The organism is Arenibacter echinorum, assembly GCF_003259375.1.
GTDB classification, from domain to species: Bacteria; Bacteroidota; Bacteroidia; order Flavobacteriales; family Flavobacteriaceae; genus Arenibacter; species Arenibacter echinorum.
The window spans coordinates 1-17,282 of record NZ_QLLN01000006.1 but is presented as its reverse complement, the minus strand read 5'-3'; the positions used below and the strand labels follow the sequence as shown (position 1 = coordinate 17,282).

Annotated in this window: 17 protein-coding genes; 1 reads left to right on the top strand and 16 read right to left on the bottom strand. The window is 35.0% G+C overall.

The window, feature by feature from the left end:
• Window positions 1–252: 252 nt before the first annotated feature.
• The 16 genes from LV92_RS15615 to LV92_RS15540 form a co-directional block, all read right to left on the bottom strand.
• The gene (locus LV92_RS15615; RefSeq protein WP_111624553.1) at window positions 253–1,494 is read right to left on the bottom strand and encodes an NADH:flavin oxidoreductase/NADH oxidase family protein; all 1,242 of its coding nucleotides are present in this window, start codon (window positions 1,492–1,494) and stop codon (window positions 253–255) included.
• A gap of 236 nt (window positions 1,495–1,730) precedes the next feature.
• A complete protein-coding gene (locus tag LV92_RS15610; protein WP_111624552.1) occupies window positions 1,731–2,894 on the bottom strand; it encodes an ATP-grasp domain-containing protein in 1,164 nt (387 codons plus the stop codon).
• A gap of 154 nt (window positions 2,895–3,048) precedes the next feature.
• Window positions 3,049–3,474, bottom strand: coding sequence for an acyl-CoA thioesterase (locus LV92_RS15605; RefSeq protein WP_262511304.1), 426 nt, complete (start codon window positions 3,472–3,474; stop codon window positions 3,049–3,051).
• A 298-nt stretch (window positions 3,475–3,772) separates the two neighbouring features.
• A complete protein-coding gene (locus LV92_RS15600) occupies window positions 3,773–4,699 on the bottom strand; it encodes an NAD-dependent epimerase/dehydratase family protein (RefSeq protein ID WP_111624550.1) in 927 nt (308 codons plus the stop codon).
• 90 nt (window positions 4,700–4,789) lie between these two features.
• On the bottom strand, window positions 4,790–5,359 hold the full coding sequence (locus tag LV92_RS15595; RefSeq protein ID WP_111624549.1) for a Crp/Fnr family transcriptional regulator: 570 nt from the start codon (window positions 5,357–5,359) through the stop codon (window positions 4,790–4,792).
• A gap of 691 nt (window positions 5,360–6,050) precedes the next feature.
• Window positions 6,051–6,524: a GNAT family N-acetyltransferase gene (locus LV92_RS15590; protein ID WP_111624548.1), complete on the bottom strand. Its 474-nt coding sequence runs from the start codon at window positions 6,522–6,524 to the stop codon at window positions 6,051–6,053.
• 108 nt (window positions 6,525–6,632) lie between these two features.
• Complete coding sequence (locus LV92_RS15585; RefSeq protein WP_111624547.1) at window positions 6,633–7,322, bottom strand: DUF3108 domain-containing protein; 690 nt, start codon at window positions 7,320–7,322, stop codon at window positions 6,633–6,635.
• Between the two features lie 5 nt (window positions 7,323–7,327).
• Window positions 7,328–7,627, bottom strand: coding sequence for a hypothetical protein (locus LV92_RS15580; protein ID WP_245946401.1), 300 nt, complete (start codon window positions 7,625–7,627; stop codon window positions 7,328–7,330).
• Window positions 7,628–7,912: 285 nt separating this feature from the next.
• Entirely contained in the window at window positions 7,913–8,494 is a 582-nt protein-coding gene (locus tag LV92_RS15575; protein WP_211323002.1) for a DUF4386 domain-containing protein, read from the bottom strand.
• A 6-nt stretch (window positions 8,495–8,500) separates the two neighbouring features.
• Complete coding sequence (locus tag LV92_RS15570; RefSeq protein ID WP_111624546.1) at window positions 8,501–8,956, bottom strand: hypothetical protein; 456 nt, start codon at window positions 8,954–8,956, stop codon at window positions 8,501–8,503.
• Between the two features lie 78 nt (window positions 8,957–9,034).
• Window positions 9,035–9,598, bottom strand: a complete 564-nt coding sequence (locus tag LV92_RS15565; protein WP_111624545.1) for a Crp/Fnr family transcriptional regulator — start codon at window positions 9,596–9,598, stop codon at window positions 9,035–9,037.
• 182 nt (window positions 9,599–9,780) lie between these two features.
• On the bottom strand, window positions 9,781–10,245 hold the full coding sequence (locus LV92_RS15560) for an SRPBCC family protein (RefSeq protein ID WP_111624544.1): 465 nt from the start codon (window positions 10,243–10,245) through the stop codon (window positions 9,781–9,783).
• 408 nt (window positions 10,246–10,653) lie between these two features.
• Window positions 10,654–11,166 carry a GNAT family N-acetyltransferase gene (locus LV92_RS15555; RefSeq protein ID WP_111624543.1) on the bottom strand — a complete coding sequence of 171 codons (513 nt, stop codon included), beginning with the start codon at window positions 11,164–11,166 and terminating at the stop codon, window positions 10,654–10,656.
• A 168-nt stretch (window positions 11,167–11,334) separates the two neighbouring features.
• On the bottom strand, window positions 11,335–12,270 hold the full coding sequence (locus LV92_RS21910) for an ester cyclase (RefSeq protein ID WP_211323001.1): 936 nt from the start codon (window positions 12,268–12,270) through the stop codon (window positions 11,335–11,337).
• Between the two features lie 96 nt (window positions 12,271–12,366).
• Window positions 12,367–13,872: a M20/M25/M40 family metallo-hydrolase gene (locus LV92_RS15545; protein WP_111624542.1), complete on the bottom strand. Its 1,506-nt coding sequence runs from the start codon at window positions 13,870–13,872 to the stop codon at window positions 12,367–12,369.
• A gap of 146 nt (window positions 13,873–14,018) precedes the next feature.
• Window positions 14,019–15,197, bottom strand: coding sequence for a serine hydrolase domain-containing protein (locus tag LV92_RS15540; RefSeq protein WP_170126340.1), 1,179 nt, complete (start codon window positions 15,195–15,197; stop codon window positions 14,019–14,021).
• 689 nt (window positions 15,198–15,886) lie between these two features.
• Here LV92_RS15540 and LV92_RS15530 point away from each other — a divergent pair.
• Window positions 15,887–16,942: an IS110 family RNA-guided transposase gene (locus LV92_RS15530; protein WP_085501051.1), complete on the top strand. Its 1,056-nt coding sequence runs from the start codon at window positions 15,887–15,889 to the stop codon at window positions 16,940–16,942.
• The last annotated feature ends 340 nt before the right edge of the window (window positions 16,943–17,282 follow it).

The following is a 17,282-nucleotide window of genomic DNA, read 5'->3' as shown; positions in this document are numbered from 1 at the left end:
GTCAAAAGTAAAAATCCAATTGTCAGGTATAGTGGGGAAGAAAAGTATGATAACATCTATATCTTAAATTATATTTTAATCAAATAAATAATAGTGCGAAACGCATATTTCATTGCATGCAACGGTTATGAATATGGAAATTTACATGTTTGTGCAGGATTTTCCGTCCTGCCACGCTTTTTAGCGTGGAGGAAAATCAAACGTAACAAAACGGTACTAAACTTTGATTAAGCATTAACTACCTAATTATTTTTATACATTGCTAGGCACTGGATTTTTTGTTTTACTTATTAGTTTTTGCTCTATTATTAGCCATAAATATTTAAAAAAGACAGACCATCCACTTAATTCAGGCTTAGTTTTTTTTCCTTGTCCTATTCGTTTTATTTGTGATTCATACCATATTATATTCATCATTCCATCAATTGCTTTTACTCCTGTTTTTTTAATTTTTGTTGTAAAATCAGCTCGACTTTCGTTAAATATTTCATTCCCAATATTAGGGAACACAGCAAAAGGTCTGGCAATTCCAATAATATCCAATTGATTAGAAGCAATGGCATCTCGCATCACTGAAGTAGTGCGGAATCCTCCTGTTAACATTAATGGAGTATTTGTTATTTTTCTCACTTTATCAATATAATCTATAAAATAAGCTTCTCTTTTTATTGTGCTCTCTTTGCGTTTTCCCATCATTGCAGGAGCTTCATATGTTCCTCCTGATATTTCTATTAAATCAATTCCTTCCTTTGAAAGGATTTTGACAACTTCCATTGATTCTTCTTCTGAAAATCCACCTTTTTGAAAGTCCGAAGAGTTTAATTTAATTCCAACAGGAAAATTATTTCCTACGCGTTCTCTAATTTTTCTATAAACTTCAACAACAAATCTGGATCTATTTTCTAAGTTTCCTCCCCATTTATCTTTTCTAATATTTGTATAAGGCGATAGAAATTGACTAACTAAATAACCATGTGCACCATGGATCTGAATTCCTGAAAAGCCTGCTTCTTTTAATATAATGGATGTATTGGCAAAAGCTTCAATTGTTTCTAGAATCTCACTTTCTCTTAAAACCTCAGGTACTTTTTTTGTTGTTTTTTTTCTTCCACCAGTTTTTAGAGGTACAGCGGAAGGAGCTTTTAAACTACTGTTAATTTGTTCCATAGCTTGTCTGCCGGGATGGTTTATCTGAGCCCATAAATGTGTTTTTGTGCCTTTTACACTTTCAGCCCATTTTTTAAGAATTTCAATATTTTTTCTATTTTGAACAACTACATTTCTTGGTTCTCCAATTGCCTCCGAATCAATCATAATGTTTCCAGTAATCAATAATCCTGCACCACTTTGAGCCCATGTTTTATATGCATTTATCAGAATAGCTGTTGGCTCGTGATGTTTGTTGGATAAATTCTCACTCATTGCTGATTTGGCAATTCTATTACTTAGGATTACTCCATTTGGTAAAATCATTTCTTCTTGTAATACATTCATGGGATTAGTTGCAAAAGTGTTTTAAATAAAATTCAATTTATTATAGTATGCTCTAATTTACAATTCGCTTGTACCTAATGTTTATGTTTGGGAATAGTGCGGTTTTGTGTGCGCGGACTCTCCGTCCTGCCACGCTTTTTAGCGTGGAGGAAAATCAAACGTAACAAAACGGTACTAAACTTTGATTAAGCAATAACTACCTAATTATTTTTATGCGTTGTTAGCCTTAGTAATTTCTATTCTCTAATATATTTCCTTAAATCAGAATTTAGGATTTCTTTTAGTTCTCTTTCATTTCCTTCACTTGTTTCAGTAAATAAGATTCCAAATGCAGGATATTTTTTAAAATCTAATTTTCTGATAACTAATATATTTTCTAAATCTTGTTTAAGCAGATCAAAATCAAAATAAGAGATTTCTGATGGTTTAAAACCTGAATTATTGTTTAATAAAATAATGCTATAAATTTCATCTTTCTTATTTTTGAAAATTTCATCCCAATTCGGTTTTTCATTTTGAATGAAATATTGGTATGAATTGAACTTAAATGCATACCACGAAAGATCTCCAGTCGTGCACCAGCCTCCAAATCGTTGCGGGTTTATTTCTATTGGTTTTATTACTCCTTTTTTATCAATTCTAACCTCTACATGTAAAGGAAAGTATTTCAAATCAGCTTTTTTTCCTATGGGATTTAAAAACTTTTCAAGGCTTTCTTTGTACTTACGAATTATGCTTTGAGAAGTAGAGTAAACCCTATCACTTACATCAGTATTTGAAGAAAACATATGATGTAGAATATTTAGAATAACTACTTCTCCATCATTATTAAAATAAGCATCTATGGCAAATTCTTCTCCTTCTATGTATTCTTCTATAATAAAAGTAGAAGCATCCATTACCTCTTTAGGGTAAATGCTTTTTAGATTATCATAGTTTAATTCTTTTTGAGCAGTATACCAGTCAGACTTGTTACGAACAATGTGTACTCCAATACTAAAAAACCCTAATGAAGGCTTAATGACAAATGGCAATTTTAATTCATCAATATCTAAGGTTTGAATTTCATCTATTTTAATTTTTCTAAACAGGAAATTAGGAAAGATATCTTTAGTCAGTTCTCTAAATTTAAGTTTGTCCTTAAATAATCTTATTTGGTTAGGTAGGTTAATTTCTTTTAGATTGTTGAAAATCCAGGTTAATGAGTTCTCAGAATTTGTGTAAATAATAGGGTTCGGGCTGGTTAAGATTATATTCTTCGCATCATTTTCAGAAATCCAATTCAGAGAATCATCATTAATCAATGACTTCGCTTCTTTAGTAGAAATAATTTCAAAATTATTTTCTTTAATAGTTCTTATTAGAAAATCTGAAATATATGGGTTATCTATAAGTATCATTTTTTATTAAGGCTAACGGTCTTTTGTATGGTTTGTGCGTGTAAACACGCGGCTGATTTTCCATCGGAAAATCAGTTGTATAAAAGTGAAAAAACTTTGTGTTAGAAACAAAATTGAACATGAATTTTTAACGGTGTTGTATGTAGTTTTCTCATTATTTTAGAGTTTTCAATATGTCGTAATCATCTTTAAACATGTTTAAAATATTAGCTGCTGGCTTCATCTCTGTTTTATGAAATCCGCTATCATAAATAATATTCCGCATGTTTAATGCTTTTTTGTTTTTCCAAAATGCAACTTTGGTATATCCAACTGCATATATTTCACCTTTCTGCCTGAAAGTTTGACGATGATAAACCCATTTGTCATCCCAGCCTTCCAGACTTATAGTGATTTTAAATTTTGTCCATCTTTTTAAGGGTTTTTTATAAATGAATTTTTGAGAACCTAAAACTGGAAATATTCCTTTCTTAAATGTATTATCGTAAAGCTTCGATCTAAAGAGTATTTCAAATCTTATAAAATCCATGTAATAGAAATATTTAGAATTAGCCATGTATCGCAAACTATCACAATCCATTATTTTGACAGTTCTAATTCTAGAAAGGTCTGATTCTATGTCAACCTTGTTCCAAAAGAATTTCGCACCTAGATAGATGTAAAACAAGTGTAGCCAATAGTAAATCATTTTTTTAGATTTAATTTGTTTGGTTGCTTTTTTACTTGGGATTCAAAATTACACATAACGCTTTTGTATAAGAGCAGTAGCGGATTAGCTGCACTTACTTTACTGTGTAATATACCTAATCAAATGCAAAAACGGTTCTATTAGATACCCAAATCGCTATTGCTTTTATACCTTGTTAGCAGCTCGCGTTTTATTTTTCAATGTCTTTAAACGATTCCACCATTCTATTAACTCCATCTTGATAATTAGAAACATGGAAATTGGGAAATCTCTTTCTGAACTTATTATCAGACATGACGTACTTCTGTGCAAACTGATACTCCATTTCTTTAGCTTCTTTTATCATAGGTATAAAAATTGGCAATATTTTTTTTAATAAAGTTGGCATCACACTTACTTTAAAATTGCTGCCCAATTTTTCATTAAATATAGCAAGCATTCCATTTGTCGTTATTGGTTCTCCAACCGGTAAATGCCATACTTCACCATAACAATCATCATTCAAAGCCAATTCCACTAAAGCTCGTCCATTATCAAGAACATCGGCATATGTATGTTCTATATCAGCCGAAACGAGGGTTTGTGGCCCTTTATCCTGTAGCATTCGTTCCAAAAAAGAAATATAAAAGGGACTGTTTACCGCACCTTCTCCGTAAAAATCAGCAGAGCGTCCAATCAGTCCTTTAATCTTTTTATCTCTTAAGGCTTTTATCATTAAATCAGCAGTTTGTTTACGAGCTTTTCCTTTTTTTGAATGAGGGTTTTGAGGCGTGCTTTCATCAAACGGAATAGGTAAAGGCGAAGCGTACATATAGATATTATCTAAAAATATCAGCTTAGCTTGAGACTTTTCACAGGCGTCAATCACATTTTGCATTATCTGAGGCCATTGAGTTTCCCAAATCTTAGCATTGTATGGAAGGCCTATGCAGAGATAAACGTAACTGCTGCCATCAATGGCTTTCTCAGCGTCTACTTTACGAAGTAAATCTGCTTGAACCCAGGTAGGCTTTGAACTAACTTTTCTTATTTGAAGTTGTCGAATTTCTAGTTCCTTTATAACGGCTTTTCCAATTGCTCCATTCGCTCCGAGTACAGTATGAATCTTATTTTCCATTTGTTCTAATTTTATTTGTGAGTGTTATTATTAATTACACTACAAAAATGGGAGAGATAAATGTGTAGCCACTGAACAAATGTTAAGAAATCACTTTACACTATTTTTTCTTAATCTACTAAGGTGTTGTGGGGTAACACCAAGAAAACTAGCGGTGTATTGTAATGGTACCTTTAGAAGGATATCGCCATTTTCTTTAATCAGATTTTCATAACGTTCTTGTGCCGTTTTGGATTGAAGCATTGAAATACGTCTTTCCAAAAGAATAAATAGGTTTTCAGCAATAACTCTTCTCCAGATTTGAACTTTTGGAACCTCTTTAGATAATTTCTCTAAATCTTCTCTATTAATAACCAGCATTTCTAAATCCTCAACGGCTTCAATATTTTCCTTAGTTGGGGTTAGCGTTAAAAAGCTCGTATACGAAGAAATGAAATTGTTTTCAGGCATAAAGAAACAACTGATTTCATTCCCATCCTGGTCATTATAGAATATCCGACAAATCCCTTTTTTAATAAAAGCTATATGGTTACAGTATTGACCTTCTTTAATCCATAATCCTCCTTTGGGTAAAGTTTTAACTGTAAAATACTTTTCGATAGATAATTTTTCATCCTTCGTCAGATTGACTACTTGATTTATTGTATCTGTTAATTCCATATTTGTTTTTTGTGCTTGCTGCTAACGCAGCGCTATGTACGCCATCTGCGAGAGCAGTGGGCGAGTTGTAGCGTTGGTGCGATATTTTATGGAAATATAGTGAAAACCTTTTCTGGATGGGTTTTAATACAATGGAAATGGCATGAATAGATTACATATAGTGACTTGATATGTTGCGTTGATTTCTTCCGTTGAGCGTCGTTCGAAGAAAAAGTACTCTTATCCTTCGGTTTTATGTGATCTGACATAGCGCTGGGATGATGTTGCATTTCCCTTTGTGCGGGCGACATCTGCGACAGCAGTCGGCGAGTTGGGGCGTTGGCACACGAGATGTAGCACATAGGCTCGACGTAGGAGTTCCGAGCGCAGCGAACATATGAATTCCTTTAAAATAAAATAAAAATGATATGAACTAATGCAACATCATCGTTTTTGTGTATGGGCCGTTGCGTGTCTCGGCACGAACCATTAAAAGTACAAAACTGCGTTGGGAAATCCGATAGGATTTTCCAGATTAGCGCTGAACAAGCAATGGCTTATACACGGTGTTGTATGAAATTTATATACCTTCACTTTTTTGTCAAAGGAAATTATGGCTAGCGAGGGGCAAATTAGCCATTATTTTCGGTCTAGCACTGACAATATCAATTGCGAGTGGATTCGGACGTAGTCGAATGAGCCGTAATTGCAGTTATACATTGTTGGCATTAGTTTGTTCCTTATTTTGGTAAACATTCGGATTAAATTTTTCCATATAGATTTCTGGTTTGGGTAGTTTTGTAAATCCGTATTTTTCATAGAGCCACTCCGCTGTGCTTGTCAATAAAATCCAACGTCTTAAATCTTGTAAATGTTTATGATCCATAATTGTTTCCATAAGCCATTTACTCAACCCAAGTCCTCGATATTCTTTTAAAATAAAAATATCTCCAAGATATGCGATAGTAGAAAAGTCTGAAATAACTCTTGCATAACCAATTAATTTTGAGTCAAGATACATTCCGAAATTCAAGGAATTATTTATTGATTTTTTTACCTTATCAAATGAAATTCCATTACTCCATCCAGATTCGTTGGTCAAAAAATTGTGAATTGATGAAATCTCCAATTTTTTACTATCTGTTGAAATCAGATATTCGTTTTTATATTTTTCTATAATCTCCAATTTAGTTCGAGTTTCTTAAATTAATGCTAGCTATAGTTCATATACGATGTGTGTTTTTCCCTATTCTACTAATTCCATCAGCATTTTTATGCTGCCAAAATCAATTGATTATATAAGTACTTTTCTTGTCGATGTATCTATGTAATATGTGCTTATAGCAGCGTTGTTTGAAATGTCATCTGTAGTTTCAACTTTCCAAACTTGTCTCTTCTTTCCATTGAAACTTATAGTGGTCTGTTCTGTGTTTTTTATTGTTGCAGTAATTATTCCAATTACGGAGCTGGGGTTATAGTCAAAAATAGAAATAGTGCTTGAATATGTATCTTTTAATGGCAGGAATCTTATTAATTGAGGGTAGAAATTACTGTCAAAAAAAGGCTTGTCAGCGACTTCAGAAATCTGCGTTTTAGTTTCTGTTTGTTTATCAAAATAATAGCCTGTAATTTTTTTTCCAAATTTCAATACCATATCTCTCTGTTGGTTGAATGAAGAATGATATATAGGTTTAAAGTTCAGTGTTTCAACGATTGTACTGTCAATCCATTCATTAGGAGACTGTTTCATATTGACTGTTGTTATAATATATAGTCGCTCTTTTTCTTTCTGAATTTTAGTTTGCACATTTCCTATTTCTACTATAAGAGAATCTTTAAGCATAAACCAAGTCATTTCCGAAGTTTCGGACTTTATAAGGTTTTTGTGAGCTGGATTATTTAATGGACTTAATAGTGTTTCCTGACTAAATACACGAACAGAGGCTCCAAAAATAATCAGTAAAATGTAAAGTGTTTTTTTCATTTGTTTTATTTTTCGGTTCCGACTTTAATTGGATTAGTTAGAAATACATATTCAAAACATAAAGCTAGAATAGTGTAAATAACTGTAAGTGAAATTATAATTTCAGTATGTACTTTGATTCCGAATACAATTTTCACTAAAGTGATTGCCCAAACACCAAAATGCATAAAATTTCCAATTGCCATAGGCCTATTATAAATTCCTCCAATCAATGTGCCTTTCGCCATCCAATTCATAATTCCTAATCCAAGATAGAGTGCGCCTAATAATTGAAGTAGAAGATATAAAATGGGATTTGAGCCCATATTTAAATATATGAATATTTCATTTGGCAAAAAGGACTAACCAATTCCCATCAGTCCCAAAAAGAATGCGCTTGCTGTCAATAAAATTTTTGTGATCAAATTAGTTGTTTTAAATGTTTATATGCTATAGGTGATTTCAACTCGGATTTTGTTACAAATTAATGCAACTTTTTTCTTGTTAATGGATTTCTGTTTTTATGAATTTAATACCAATTATCAATAACCATATTAGCCAAATCGTACTACCTAAAAATCCTGCTATATTCCATACAGGGAAATTTGGAATCACTGTTGAGAATAACTCTGCTTGTGCAAATAAATAATTGACGCGGCATATCCAAGCCATATAATCCACTTTGGGAAGAGTTTAAGTTTTTCAAACGCAGACGTTATCATAACTGTCCAAGCAATCGTAAATAACTGTCCGATGTGTTCGCCTAAAATGATTCCTCCATATTGGTGAACTACTTTAAACGCAACAGTTACCGCTTCTTTTGTCATCTCGTTACCAAGCACAAAATCTTTGGCTAAAACTGGTACAACGAAGGTCCAGCGCAATAATCCTAATACTTGAACCATTAAGCCAATGACACCAAGAATTGTTGCCAATCTTACAAAGTAAAATTTAGATTCTATCTTTTGGCCTATTAAAATACAAGCTTCCAATATGGGTAGACCTAATATTGCAAAAGCCCACCAAGTCCATATTAAAGGATTACCACCATTATAAAATTTTATTAAAATAGTGCCTGTATCTTGCCTTAATATGGTTGGATATTCAAATATCATTGTCAAGATAGTATAGGGAACGAAAATGCCGATGACTCCAACAATCAGTAAAATTCCAATGGTTTTTTCAGTTTTCATTATCGTTTAGAATTTGAATGAATAACTGATACTTGGTGTTGGGTTAATTTTTAAATCCTTTCCTTCAGCTGTTAGTGCAATTACACCTATACGAAAGTTTAAGCCTTTCCAAACATACCAACGAAAACCTGCTTCTACTCCCAAGGCATTTTCATCTTTATACACCCTTGTAGTACCTCTCAAATAGGACAGTCCGCCGTAAAAAGAGGATGGAATTTCTTTTTCATCAACAGGAAGAAACCAATAGGTTATGCCTGCTTTTAAAAATTCGGTGGTTACACCACTTTCAAAATTGGTAGGATAATAACCTGCGTGAATTGAAAATTGATTGCGTTGGTACTCCAATCCAATAGATGGGTTTCTAAATCCATTGATGCTCAATTGATTTTCAGGAAATTTACTTTGAGCGAATGTTGCGCTTGCTATTAAAAGTAACACAACTAATAAAACATTTTTTTGCATATCTTTTTATTTAAAATGATGATGCAAAATTGCTTCAAGTAATGTTGTTTTTATTGGACAAATGTCCAAAACTACTTTTTAGCAAATATTTTTTCGTAATCTACTCAAATGTCTTTGTGTAATTCCCATCATTGATGCGATGTATTGCAAAGGTATTTGCTGTAAAATTTCAGGTTCTTCTTCCATTAGTTTTTTATAACGCTCGTCCGCCGTAAGCGTCAGTAGGTCAAACTTGCTTTTGTCGATACAGCAAATTTGCCATTCTATAAGGCCAATATAAAATTCCTTAAATGCAGGAACTTCATTTTGCAGTTTAACTACATTTTTTTTGTCAATAATCCACAAGGTAGCTTTTGTTAAGGCTCTTATATTTTCCCTTGAAGGTATTTCTCTCAAATAACTTAAAAGTGATGCGACAAAAGAGTTTTGAAGCGCAATGTAGGTAGTGCGTTCCTCTCCTTTTGACAAGGAATAATATTGAAAAGAACCTTCATCTATAAATGCGAGTTGATTGGTAATTTTTCCCTCTTTAATAAAAAAATCACCTTTATTAAATTGTTTGAAATGAAAGACGTTGGTTATTTTTTCAACATCAATTTCGCTAAACCCAGCTTGAATGAAGTATGCTTTTAATTTTTCCAATGTTTGTGGTGATTATGGTTTAAATTACTTACAACGGTCTAGTTTATGGTTAGATGCGGACTTTTCCAACGGAAAATGTCCGCCCGTACGCTAAAGATAATTGATTGCGAGAATTTCCAAGTGGAAATTCTGACCGCAATTAATTATACACCGTGTTAGCATACTTACTTTTTATTCCGGAATTACTTTTTTCCAATTGTCCGCTCAGCAAACTCTTTTATGGTTTGATTGCGTTTTTCGAGCAAATCCATCATATACTTTTTGAGAAACAACTTGTCCGCTAACTTTCCTAAGATACCTGTTGGTGACTCGTATTCAAAAAAGTCCGTCATTAGAGTTCCTTGATTTAAGTCCGTAAAATGATGTTCGTGTTTAAAACTTTTGAAAGCACCTTTAACCATTTCGTCTGCAAAATAGTTTGGTCGGTCAAACTCAGTCACTTTTGATGTAAGATTTTGATAAATCCCAAAGTGTTTGGCTTTCCAAGTGACAGATTCGTTCAGTCCAATTAGGCCAGTTGTAATTCCATCAATGGCCTCTTCATTTGTGTGTTGTGTTGAGATTTTATGCAAGTCAATACTCCGAGATAGGTCGAAAACAATTTCTTTAGGTGCATTTATTTCTGTTCGCAATTCGATTCTTGGCATAAATTAATAATTTCTTATAATCAAAATTATTCCCCAAAGTGTTAACATGATTGCAACTCCCCAGGTATTTACAAAAGCTTTCCATGAAGCAAGTCCGTGCTTGTTCATATTGAATGTTTCATTTTTATTAATCTGATACGCAAAGATTAAAATTCCTAGCAGTAAAAATAATATTCCCGTATAGATTGGATAGGTGTCTATCGTATTTACAAAAAAGTCTTTCAGTTTTTTGAATTAGTTTAAAATTGTACTAGTATATATGCTAACTTTTCGGCGGTTGGTGCAGTGGCGGATTTCAGAGCACATAACTGTCAATATAGCACAAAAATTGATGCGAGGCAGAATGTTAAATTAACCACGTCACCCGCCATTGAGCCAAACACCTGTTAGCGGTAGGCATTTTATCCATTAATCTGCTAGATTTAAATCTTGTCTTAATTCGTATTCTACTTCATTGTCCTCCACATCTGCAATTTTAATAAAGTTAAGTTTCTCAATTAGTTTTATTGCTTTTTCGTTTTGTTTAGTTGTTATAGCCCAAATGCGTTTTAGTCCAATATTATTTAGTCCAAATTCAATTGCTAATAACATTGCCAAAGTCATATATCCTTGTCCACGGTATTGAGGTAATAAAACACAACCCAGTTCTCCTTCGCCTTTGTCAAGTCCACGATAATAACCGCATGTTCCAACAATCTTATTTGTTAATTTGTCTGCAATACCCCAGTGTATTGAATTTCCGTTACTGTAGTCCACATTTATTTTGGCTTGCATTTCTATTGCTTGTGTCAATGTTGTAGCTTGAATAGAGTCGTAGAATGAAATTTCAATAATGTCATTGATGTCGGAAAATTGAATTTGTCGCAACAATATTTTGTCGCCCGAAATACTTGGAAATTTGTCGTATGGTGGAAGTCTCATTGTGTTTGTTGTAGTGTTTGTTCATGCTTACTGCCAACCTTAAGTATATGAAAAGAAAGCGGTTACGAAGCACTGTACATTCGGTTAATCGCAAACTTTGATATGAGTCAAAAGCTGTGTTTCAACATTGTTCCGCCTATTTTAAATATACATTGTTGGCTGTAGTTATTATTTATCCGTTCCAAATTCAAGTTGTCGCTTGTATTCTTTTTCATCAAAATGGCCTTTTGATTCTTGGATTAATCCATCATCATTTAATATCCATTCTTCAAATCCACTAATTTTAACTTTCTTACCAGTTCCATTTGGTACGTCATTTGTTCCAGTCAGTGTCCAATAGAATCGTTTTTTGTCCGATTTAGTAATTAGACTATCCATTGAAACAATCATATCAGGAAAAGCGTCCATAAATCCTTTAGCAACATTTGTAATGGCATTTCTACCAACGGCAGGTTCTCCGTCATTCACTTGTAATGAACCGTCTTCAGCATAAAACATAGCAACAAACTCAGGTCGGTTACTTCCCCAGACTTGTGCATAGTTATGTGCATAGAGATTTAAGTCGAATTCTCTTTCTTCTTCGGGAATACGGTGAGCGGTCCATGAAATACTTAACAGTTTCCATTGGTCACTGTCTTTCATCATTATAGCATGATTAACCTCATTGCTACTGGCAACACCGAATTTTGAAATGACGGTAGGCATTATTATTGAGGCCAATCGATCTTCGGTTATATTTATCTTATACGAATTGGCGGATTCTAAAATAGGCTTTGGATCTTTCATATCTCGGATGGTTTGCAAATACGAGTCAATAGTCATCTCTTTATGCTGCCATTGTCCATCCTTCGGATACGTATATGCGATATTGGCCTGGTCGAAACTCAGGTCATCCAATTCTTGAGCATCCCGGTTTCCAACTGCAGCCAAGATCCTTTCCAGTATAGCTTTTATTTCTTTTTCAGATTTACTTGATGTGCTTTCTATTTGGTCTGAAGTAGTGTTTTCTGAACGTTCTTCTGTGCTTTGTTTATATTGACAACTCACCATCAGCAAGGAAACGAAAAAGGATAATAAAATTTGATTTCTCGTAATATTGTTCATTTTTCGATTGGTTTAATTGTTGCCAACGGTTCGTGTATATTAAATGTTGCATCCCTTAGGGTGCTATGAACTCATATACTTTGTTGTAAGTAGTATTTATTCATTCAATTGATTCACAAATGCATGAAGCAAGTTCACGTATATACGCTGACCTTTCTTGAAACTCTCAATACGCATATATTCATTGTCAGCATGAAAATTTTCATCACCCCTTTGAAAGCCTACGGAAACTAAATTTGGGCCACCACCATCGGGAATAGACGATAGGGCCGGCACGGTACCTCCAATATAAAGTATGATCGGTGGGGTCCCGAAAAAGTCTGTTAATACTTGTTTGCCTATTCTAAAGCCCAAATCACTTTCATCGAAAACAGGTGCAGTGCCCATCACACTTTCTTTGAAATCCACTTTCAATCCCCATGGGAGACTATCTTTGACGTGTTTTTTAAGCATTTCCAATACTTCTTTAGGATCATGGTCGGGCCCCGTCCTTGCCAACATTCTGAACCAAGCAGTGTGAGGTATAATAGAGGCCTTACCTTGAGTATAACCAGCTTTAAACCCTGTAATGTCTACTGAGGTACGAATCCAAGGACGCTCATAAAAGGAGTATTCTCTCTCTCCGATCCATTGGTCGATGCCAAATTTCTTTAAATCCTTAGCTTGTTGATCTTGGTCTACAACAGCAGCAATTTCCTTTCGTTCTTTTTCAGAATATTGCCTTAGGCCATCATAAAATCCTTTAATAGCTATTGATCCATCTTTATTCCAAAGGGAAGCAATCACTTTAGAAGCTGCTAAAGCAGCATTTGGTGCAACACCTCCGTAGATACCTGAGTGCAAATCGGTATTTGCCGAAGTAATAGTGACTTCAAGGTCTGCGGCTCCTCGTAGTCCTTTCCACATCATTCCTTGGTTGTCATTATTCATCATGGCATCTACATTAACTCCAAAATCAATGTCACTTAGCCAGTCTTGATTTGAAGCTAACCATATTGGTAAATGTGGACTCCCCATTTCTTCGCCACCATCCAATAGTAGCTTGATGTTGACAGGAAGATTGCCATCCACTTTTATCAATCCTTCTATTGCGCTAATTAAAGCAATAATAGGCCCCTTGTCATCGGTGGCTCCTCTTCCATAAAGCCTTTCATCTCTTATTTCTGCACTAAATGGGTCGCTTTTCCAACGTTCTTTATTGACAGGTTGCACATCAAAATGCCCATAAAAAAGGATGGTAGGTTGCCTTTTGTGGCGTGTATAGGTGGCAGTAACTACTGGCAATTCATTGGTGAAATACACTTCTGTGTTTTCCATACCAATGGTATGGAGCATGTCTTTAAGTAAGTCTGCAGCTTTTTTGAGTTCTGGCTTGTTTTCTGGTTGCATCGACATGGTCGGGATGGCAATCAGTTCAACTAACTCATTGATATGTCTTTTATGATTTTCTACGAAAAAACTATCATATTCCTTTAGTTGCTTTTGAGTCGCCTTATTTAGAACCAAGGAGTTATTCCGATCTTGACTTTGAGCGATAGAATCATAATTATAGCTAAAGAAAACTAGCAGCGTGAAATAGTAGATCAAATTCTTTTTCATCATTAATTATATTACGTACAACGTCTCGGCTTTGGTTAGTTGCGTGGTTTTGCGATTAACTTTTAAAGTACACGCCAAGTTGGAAATTCCGCAGGAATCTCCAAAATAGACGAGGACAACCAATTACTTATAGTCATTCTTATACCCAGTTATTTATTCTTAAGTGTAGGGATTATTCTGTCTTGTAAAACTCTCCAAGTCGACTTTTCAGGCTCATCATTAATATTCCAGCCATTAAAGATGATTATTAAATTGTATTCAGGTGCCATCATTAAATACTGTCCACCATATCCATTGCCTGCATAAATACTGGATTCACCTTTATTAGTGTATTCCGGAATCCACCATTGATAGCCATATCCCATATCACGTCGCCATTCAGGTTTTACGTCTTTGATTAAAGGGCTCGTGGATGTATTGACCCAACTTTCTGATACAATTTGTTTGTCATTCCATTTCCCTTTGTTCAAAAACAATATACCAATTTTAGCCAAGTCTTCTGCCTTAAGATATAAACCTCCTTCTGTATCAATTTCTCCATAAGGCGTTTCTTTCCAATAGTAATCCGTAATGCCGAGTGGCTCAAATAATTTTTCTTCTGCCCAATCGTCAATTCGTTTGCCCGTAATGGTTCTAACGATTTTACCTAGAAGTACAGTTGCTCCACCATTATACACGAATTTTGTTCCCGGTATAGTATCCATAGGTTTGCTCAATACATACTCTATCCAGTTGTCACTTGATTCCAGCCTAAAACAGTCATTTGTAGTATCATTATGATCGGTTTCTTCATTCCATTGTAATCCACTTCTCATAGTCAATAAATCTTCAATAGATATATTTTGCTTTTGTTTATCTTGAAAGTCAGTATTATAACCAGTCAATAAAGGCATTGCTTTGTTGCTAACATTATAATCCCCATTCAAATCCAACGCAATACCTAAAAGGATTGAAGTAATGCTTTTGGTGACAGACTGAAGGGTATGTAATTCAGTTTGCTTGTAGTATGGATGCCAATCAGTACTATTGAAATTGAATTGATGATTGACTGTGTCATATTTCTGAGCCATGGTTTCATAGTCCTGTTCATATTTGTAATCTGCCAATAACTCGTCATTTCGAATGACCATAAAGCGGTCAATTAATCCATAATCTCCGTTGTTTATATCTGAATTAATAGAATCAATCACAACGGAAAGAACATTTTGGGAAGTTACCCTTTTAGTATCTTTAATAGACTCTTTATTTTTTGAGTTACAACCAAATAACGTTACTATAATTAAAATTGAAAATGTTAGGGTTATGATTTTAACTATAGCTGTTCTCATTAATAATGTTCTAATTGGGTATAACGGCTCCGTATATGAAAAGTAGCTGATTTTAATAAACATACTTTTCCGATAGATGGAAGATAATAAAAAAGCGCAAACCAAATGGCTTGCGCAAATTCTGCCATTTTTTAAATACGGTGTTGGCAATAGTTTTTTATTCAGATTCAATTCAGTCATCATTCATTTATCTTTCCATTGTCAGAGCAATATAGAAAAAAGCAATTAAGAAAAGTAAAGTCAGAATTGAGTTTCCAATTAGTCCAATCAGAGTTTTATTTCCCTTCGATTTCAGTTCTTTAATTCCGACAAAAATTCCACCAGTACTGATTCCGAATATTATAATTCCGATTAAAGCGTAATAAATGTTTTACGAATCGGTTAGTCCTAATTCAGTCCAAAATTCGTTTGCGATAAACATTAAAACTATTAGAATTACGTTTATCAGTAAAAGTTTATTTGTAGTACTATTTGTCATTTTTAAATTATTGCCAACGTGTTTGTATATGGTTTGTTGCGTGTTTTTACCACCTAATTTAGCAAATACAAACGAAATAGAAAATCCGTCCTGCCACGCTTTTGGGCGTGGGTGGATTTTCGTAAGTAGGTGAGAACCAGCCATTAATTATAGCATCGATGAAAAAGCAGTAAGTCGAGTATCTTTAAATTATAGCTAAAACCTTAAAGATATGAACACTCAAATTACTGCCACACCTAAGTTATTCATTGGTATCGATATACACAAACGAAGCTGGAAGATTCATTGTTCCACGGACCTTTTTTCAGGCAAATCCTTTAGCATGGCTCCCGATCCGGAACTTTTACGAAAGTATGTAGACAAACATTTTGCAGGACATGAGGTCAATGTTGTCTATGAGGCCGGTTGCTGTGGTTACCATGCCCATCGTTGCTTTGAGGGTTATGGTTGGCGTTCAATGGTGGTGAACCCTGCCGACGTACACAGAAAGGGACGGGAACTCCATGCAAAGACCGATATGATCGATGCTCAATTGCTGAGTAGGGAACTTAAGGACGGTCGTCTGGACAGCATCCACGTACCAGGGAAGGAACGGGAACAGCTCAGGAGCCTTTTCCGTAGGCGCAACGATCTCGTAAAGGACTATAGGCGGATCAAGAGCTACATCAAGATGCAGTTGCTCTATTTTGGTATCAAGGAACCCGAGGAGTTCGACAACGACCATTGGAGCCACAAGTATCGGAAGTGGTTGGACGATTTGGTCTTTGGATATCCCACGGCGAAGGCGACCTTGGAGAGCAGGATGCGTTTTTTTCGTTTCGTGGATCAGGAACTGCGCGATGTTTCTACCCAACTCAGGAGGTATTGCAAAGTCCACTACAAGAAGGATTATATGCTGCTGCGGAGTATTCCCGGAATCGGAGGGATAGTGGCATGCGGCATTCTTTGTGAATTGGGGGACCTGAGGAGGTTCAACAGCGTAAAGCATCTGGCGGGCTATGTAGGCCTGGCCCCAGGGGTGCACCAGAGCGGAAGTAATTATAGGACACTGGGGATAACGCCAAGGGCGCACCGTTTGATCCGGTCCTACTTTGTGGAGGCTGCCTGGCAGGCGATACGGGCGGATCCTGTTATGCAGGCCTATTACCGCAAGCACCATGGCAAGAACGTAAAGAGCATTATCATAAAGGTGGCCAGGAAACTGCTGAGCAGGACACTGGCGGTAATAAAGACGGAGACCCCTTATGTGATAGGGGTATTGGAATAACCTAAAGGATAAACAGCAACCAGATAACAAAGCTCACAACGAAGTATTCAAAGCCAGTACCACAAAACAACGTGGGTGGCCCAAGGAATTGGGATCACATTTTTATAGCAAGTGGCCGGGCTTATTATAACTTATAATCATACAGATGCCGGTGACGTTCATAATCTAGGATCGATCACATATAGGATGCGGAGCAAGTTATATATGGTGTTGAAGTATTGACAACCAAGTAAAAAGCTGACAAGGGTTGCCAACAATTCAACACCCCAAAATCACCAATATGGACTGATAAAAAATAAAATATTAACTTTAAGGAACTGGACTAGTGCTTTTCATAGGA

Excerpts from the sequence above, each read along its gene's own strand:
- LV92_RS15615 (WP_111624553.1), bottom strand. The coding sequence starts at position 1,494 with ATGAATGTATTACAAGAAGAAATGATTTTACCAAATGGAGTAATCCTA.
- LV92_RS15610 (WP_111624552.1), bottom strand. The coding sequence starts at position 2,894 with ATGATACTTATAGATAACCCATATATTTCAGATTTTCTAATAAGAACT.
- LV92_RS15605 (WP_262511304.1), bottom strand. The coding sequence starts at position 3,474 with ATGGATTGTGATAGTTTGCGATACATGGCTAATTCTAAATATTTCTAT.
- LV92_RS15600 (WP_111624550.1), bottom strand. The coding sequence starts at position 4,699 with ATGGAAAATAAGATTCATACTGTACTCGGAGCGAATGGAGCAATTGGA.
- LV92_RS15595 (WP_111624549.1), bottom strand. The coding sequence starts at position 5,359 with ATGGAATTAACAGATACAATAAATCAAGTAGTCAATCTGACGAAGGAT.
- LV92_RS15585 (WP_111624547.1), bottom strand. The coding sequence starts at position 7,322 with ATGAAAAAAACACTTTACATTTTACTGATTATTTTTGGAGCCTCTGTT.
- LV92_RS15580 (WP_245946401.1), bottom strand. The coding sequence starts at position 7,627 with ATGGGCTCAAATCCCATTTTATATCTTCTACTTCAATTATTAGGCGCA.
- LV92_RS15575 (WP_211323002.1), bottom strand. The coding sequence starts at position 8,494 with ATGAAAACTGAAAAAACCATTGGAATTTTACTGATTGTTGGAGTCATC.
- LV92_RS15570 (WP_111624546.1), bottom strand. The coding sequence starts at position 8,956 with ATGCAAAAAAATGTTTTATTAGTTGTGTTACTTTTAATAGCAAGCGCA.
- LV92_RS15560 (WP_111624544.1), bottom strand. The coding sequence starts at position 10,245 with ATGCCAAGAATCGAATTGCGAACAGAAATAAATGCACCTAAAGAAATT.
- LV92_RS15555 (WP_111624543.1), bottom strand. The coding sequence starts at position 11,166 with ATGAGACTTCCACCATACGACAAATTTCCAAGTATTTCGGGCGACAAA.
- LV92_RS21910 (WP_211323001.1), bottom strand. The coding sequence starts at position 12,270 with ATGAACAATATTACGAGAAATCAAATTTTATTATCCTTTTTCGTTTCC.
- LV92_RS15545 (WP_111624542.1), bottom strand. The coding sequence starts at position 13,872 with ATGATGAAAAAGAATTTGATCTACTATTTCACGCTGCTAGTTTTCTTT.
- LV92_RS15540 (WP_170126340.1), bottom strand. The coding sequence starts at position 15,197 with ATGAGAACAGCTATAGTTAAAATCATAACCCTAACATTTTCAATTTTA.
- LV92_RS15530 (WP_085501051.1), top strand. The coding sequence starts at position 15,887 with ATGAACACTCAAATTACTGCCACACCTAAGTTATTCATTGGTATCGAT.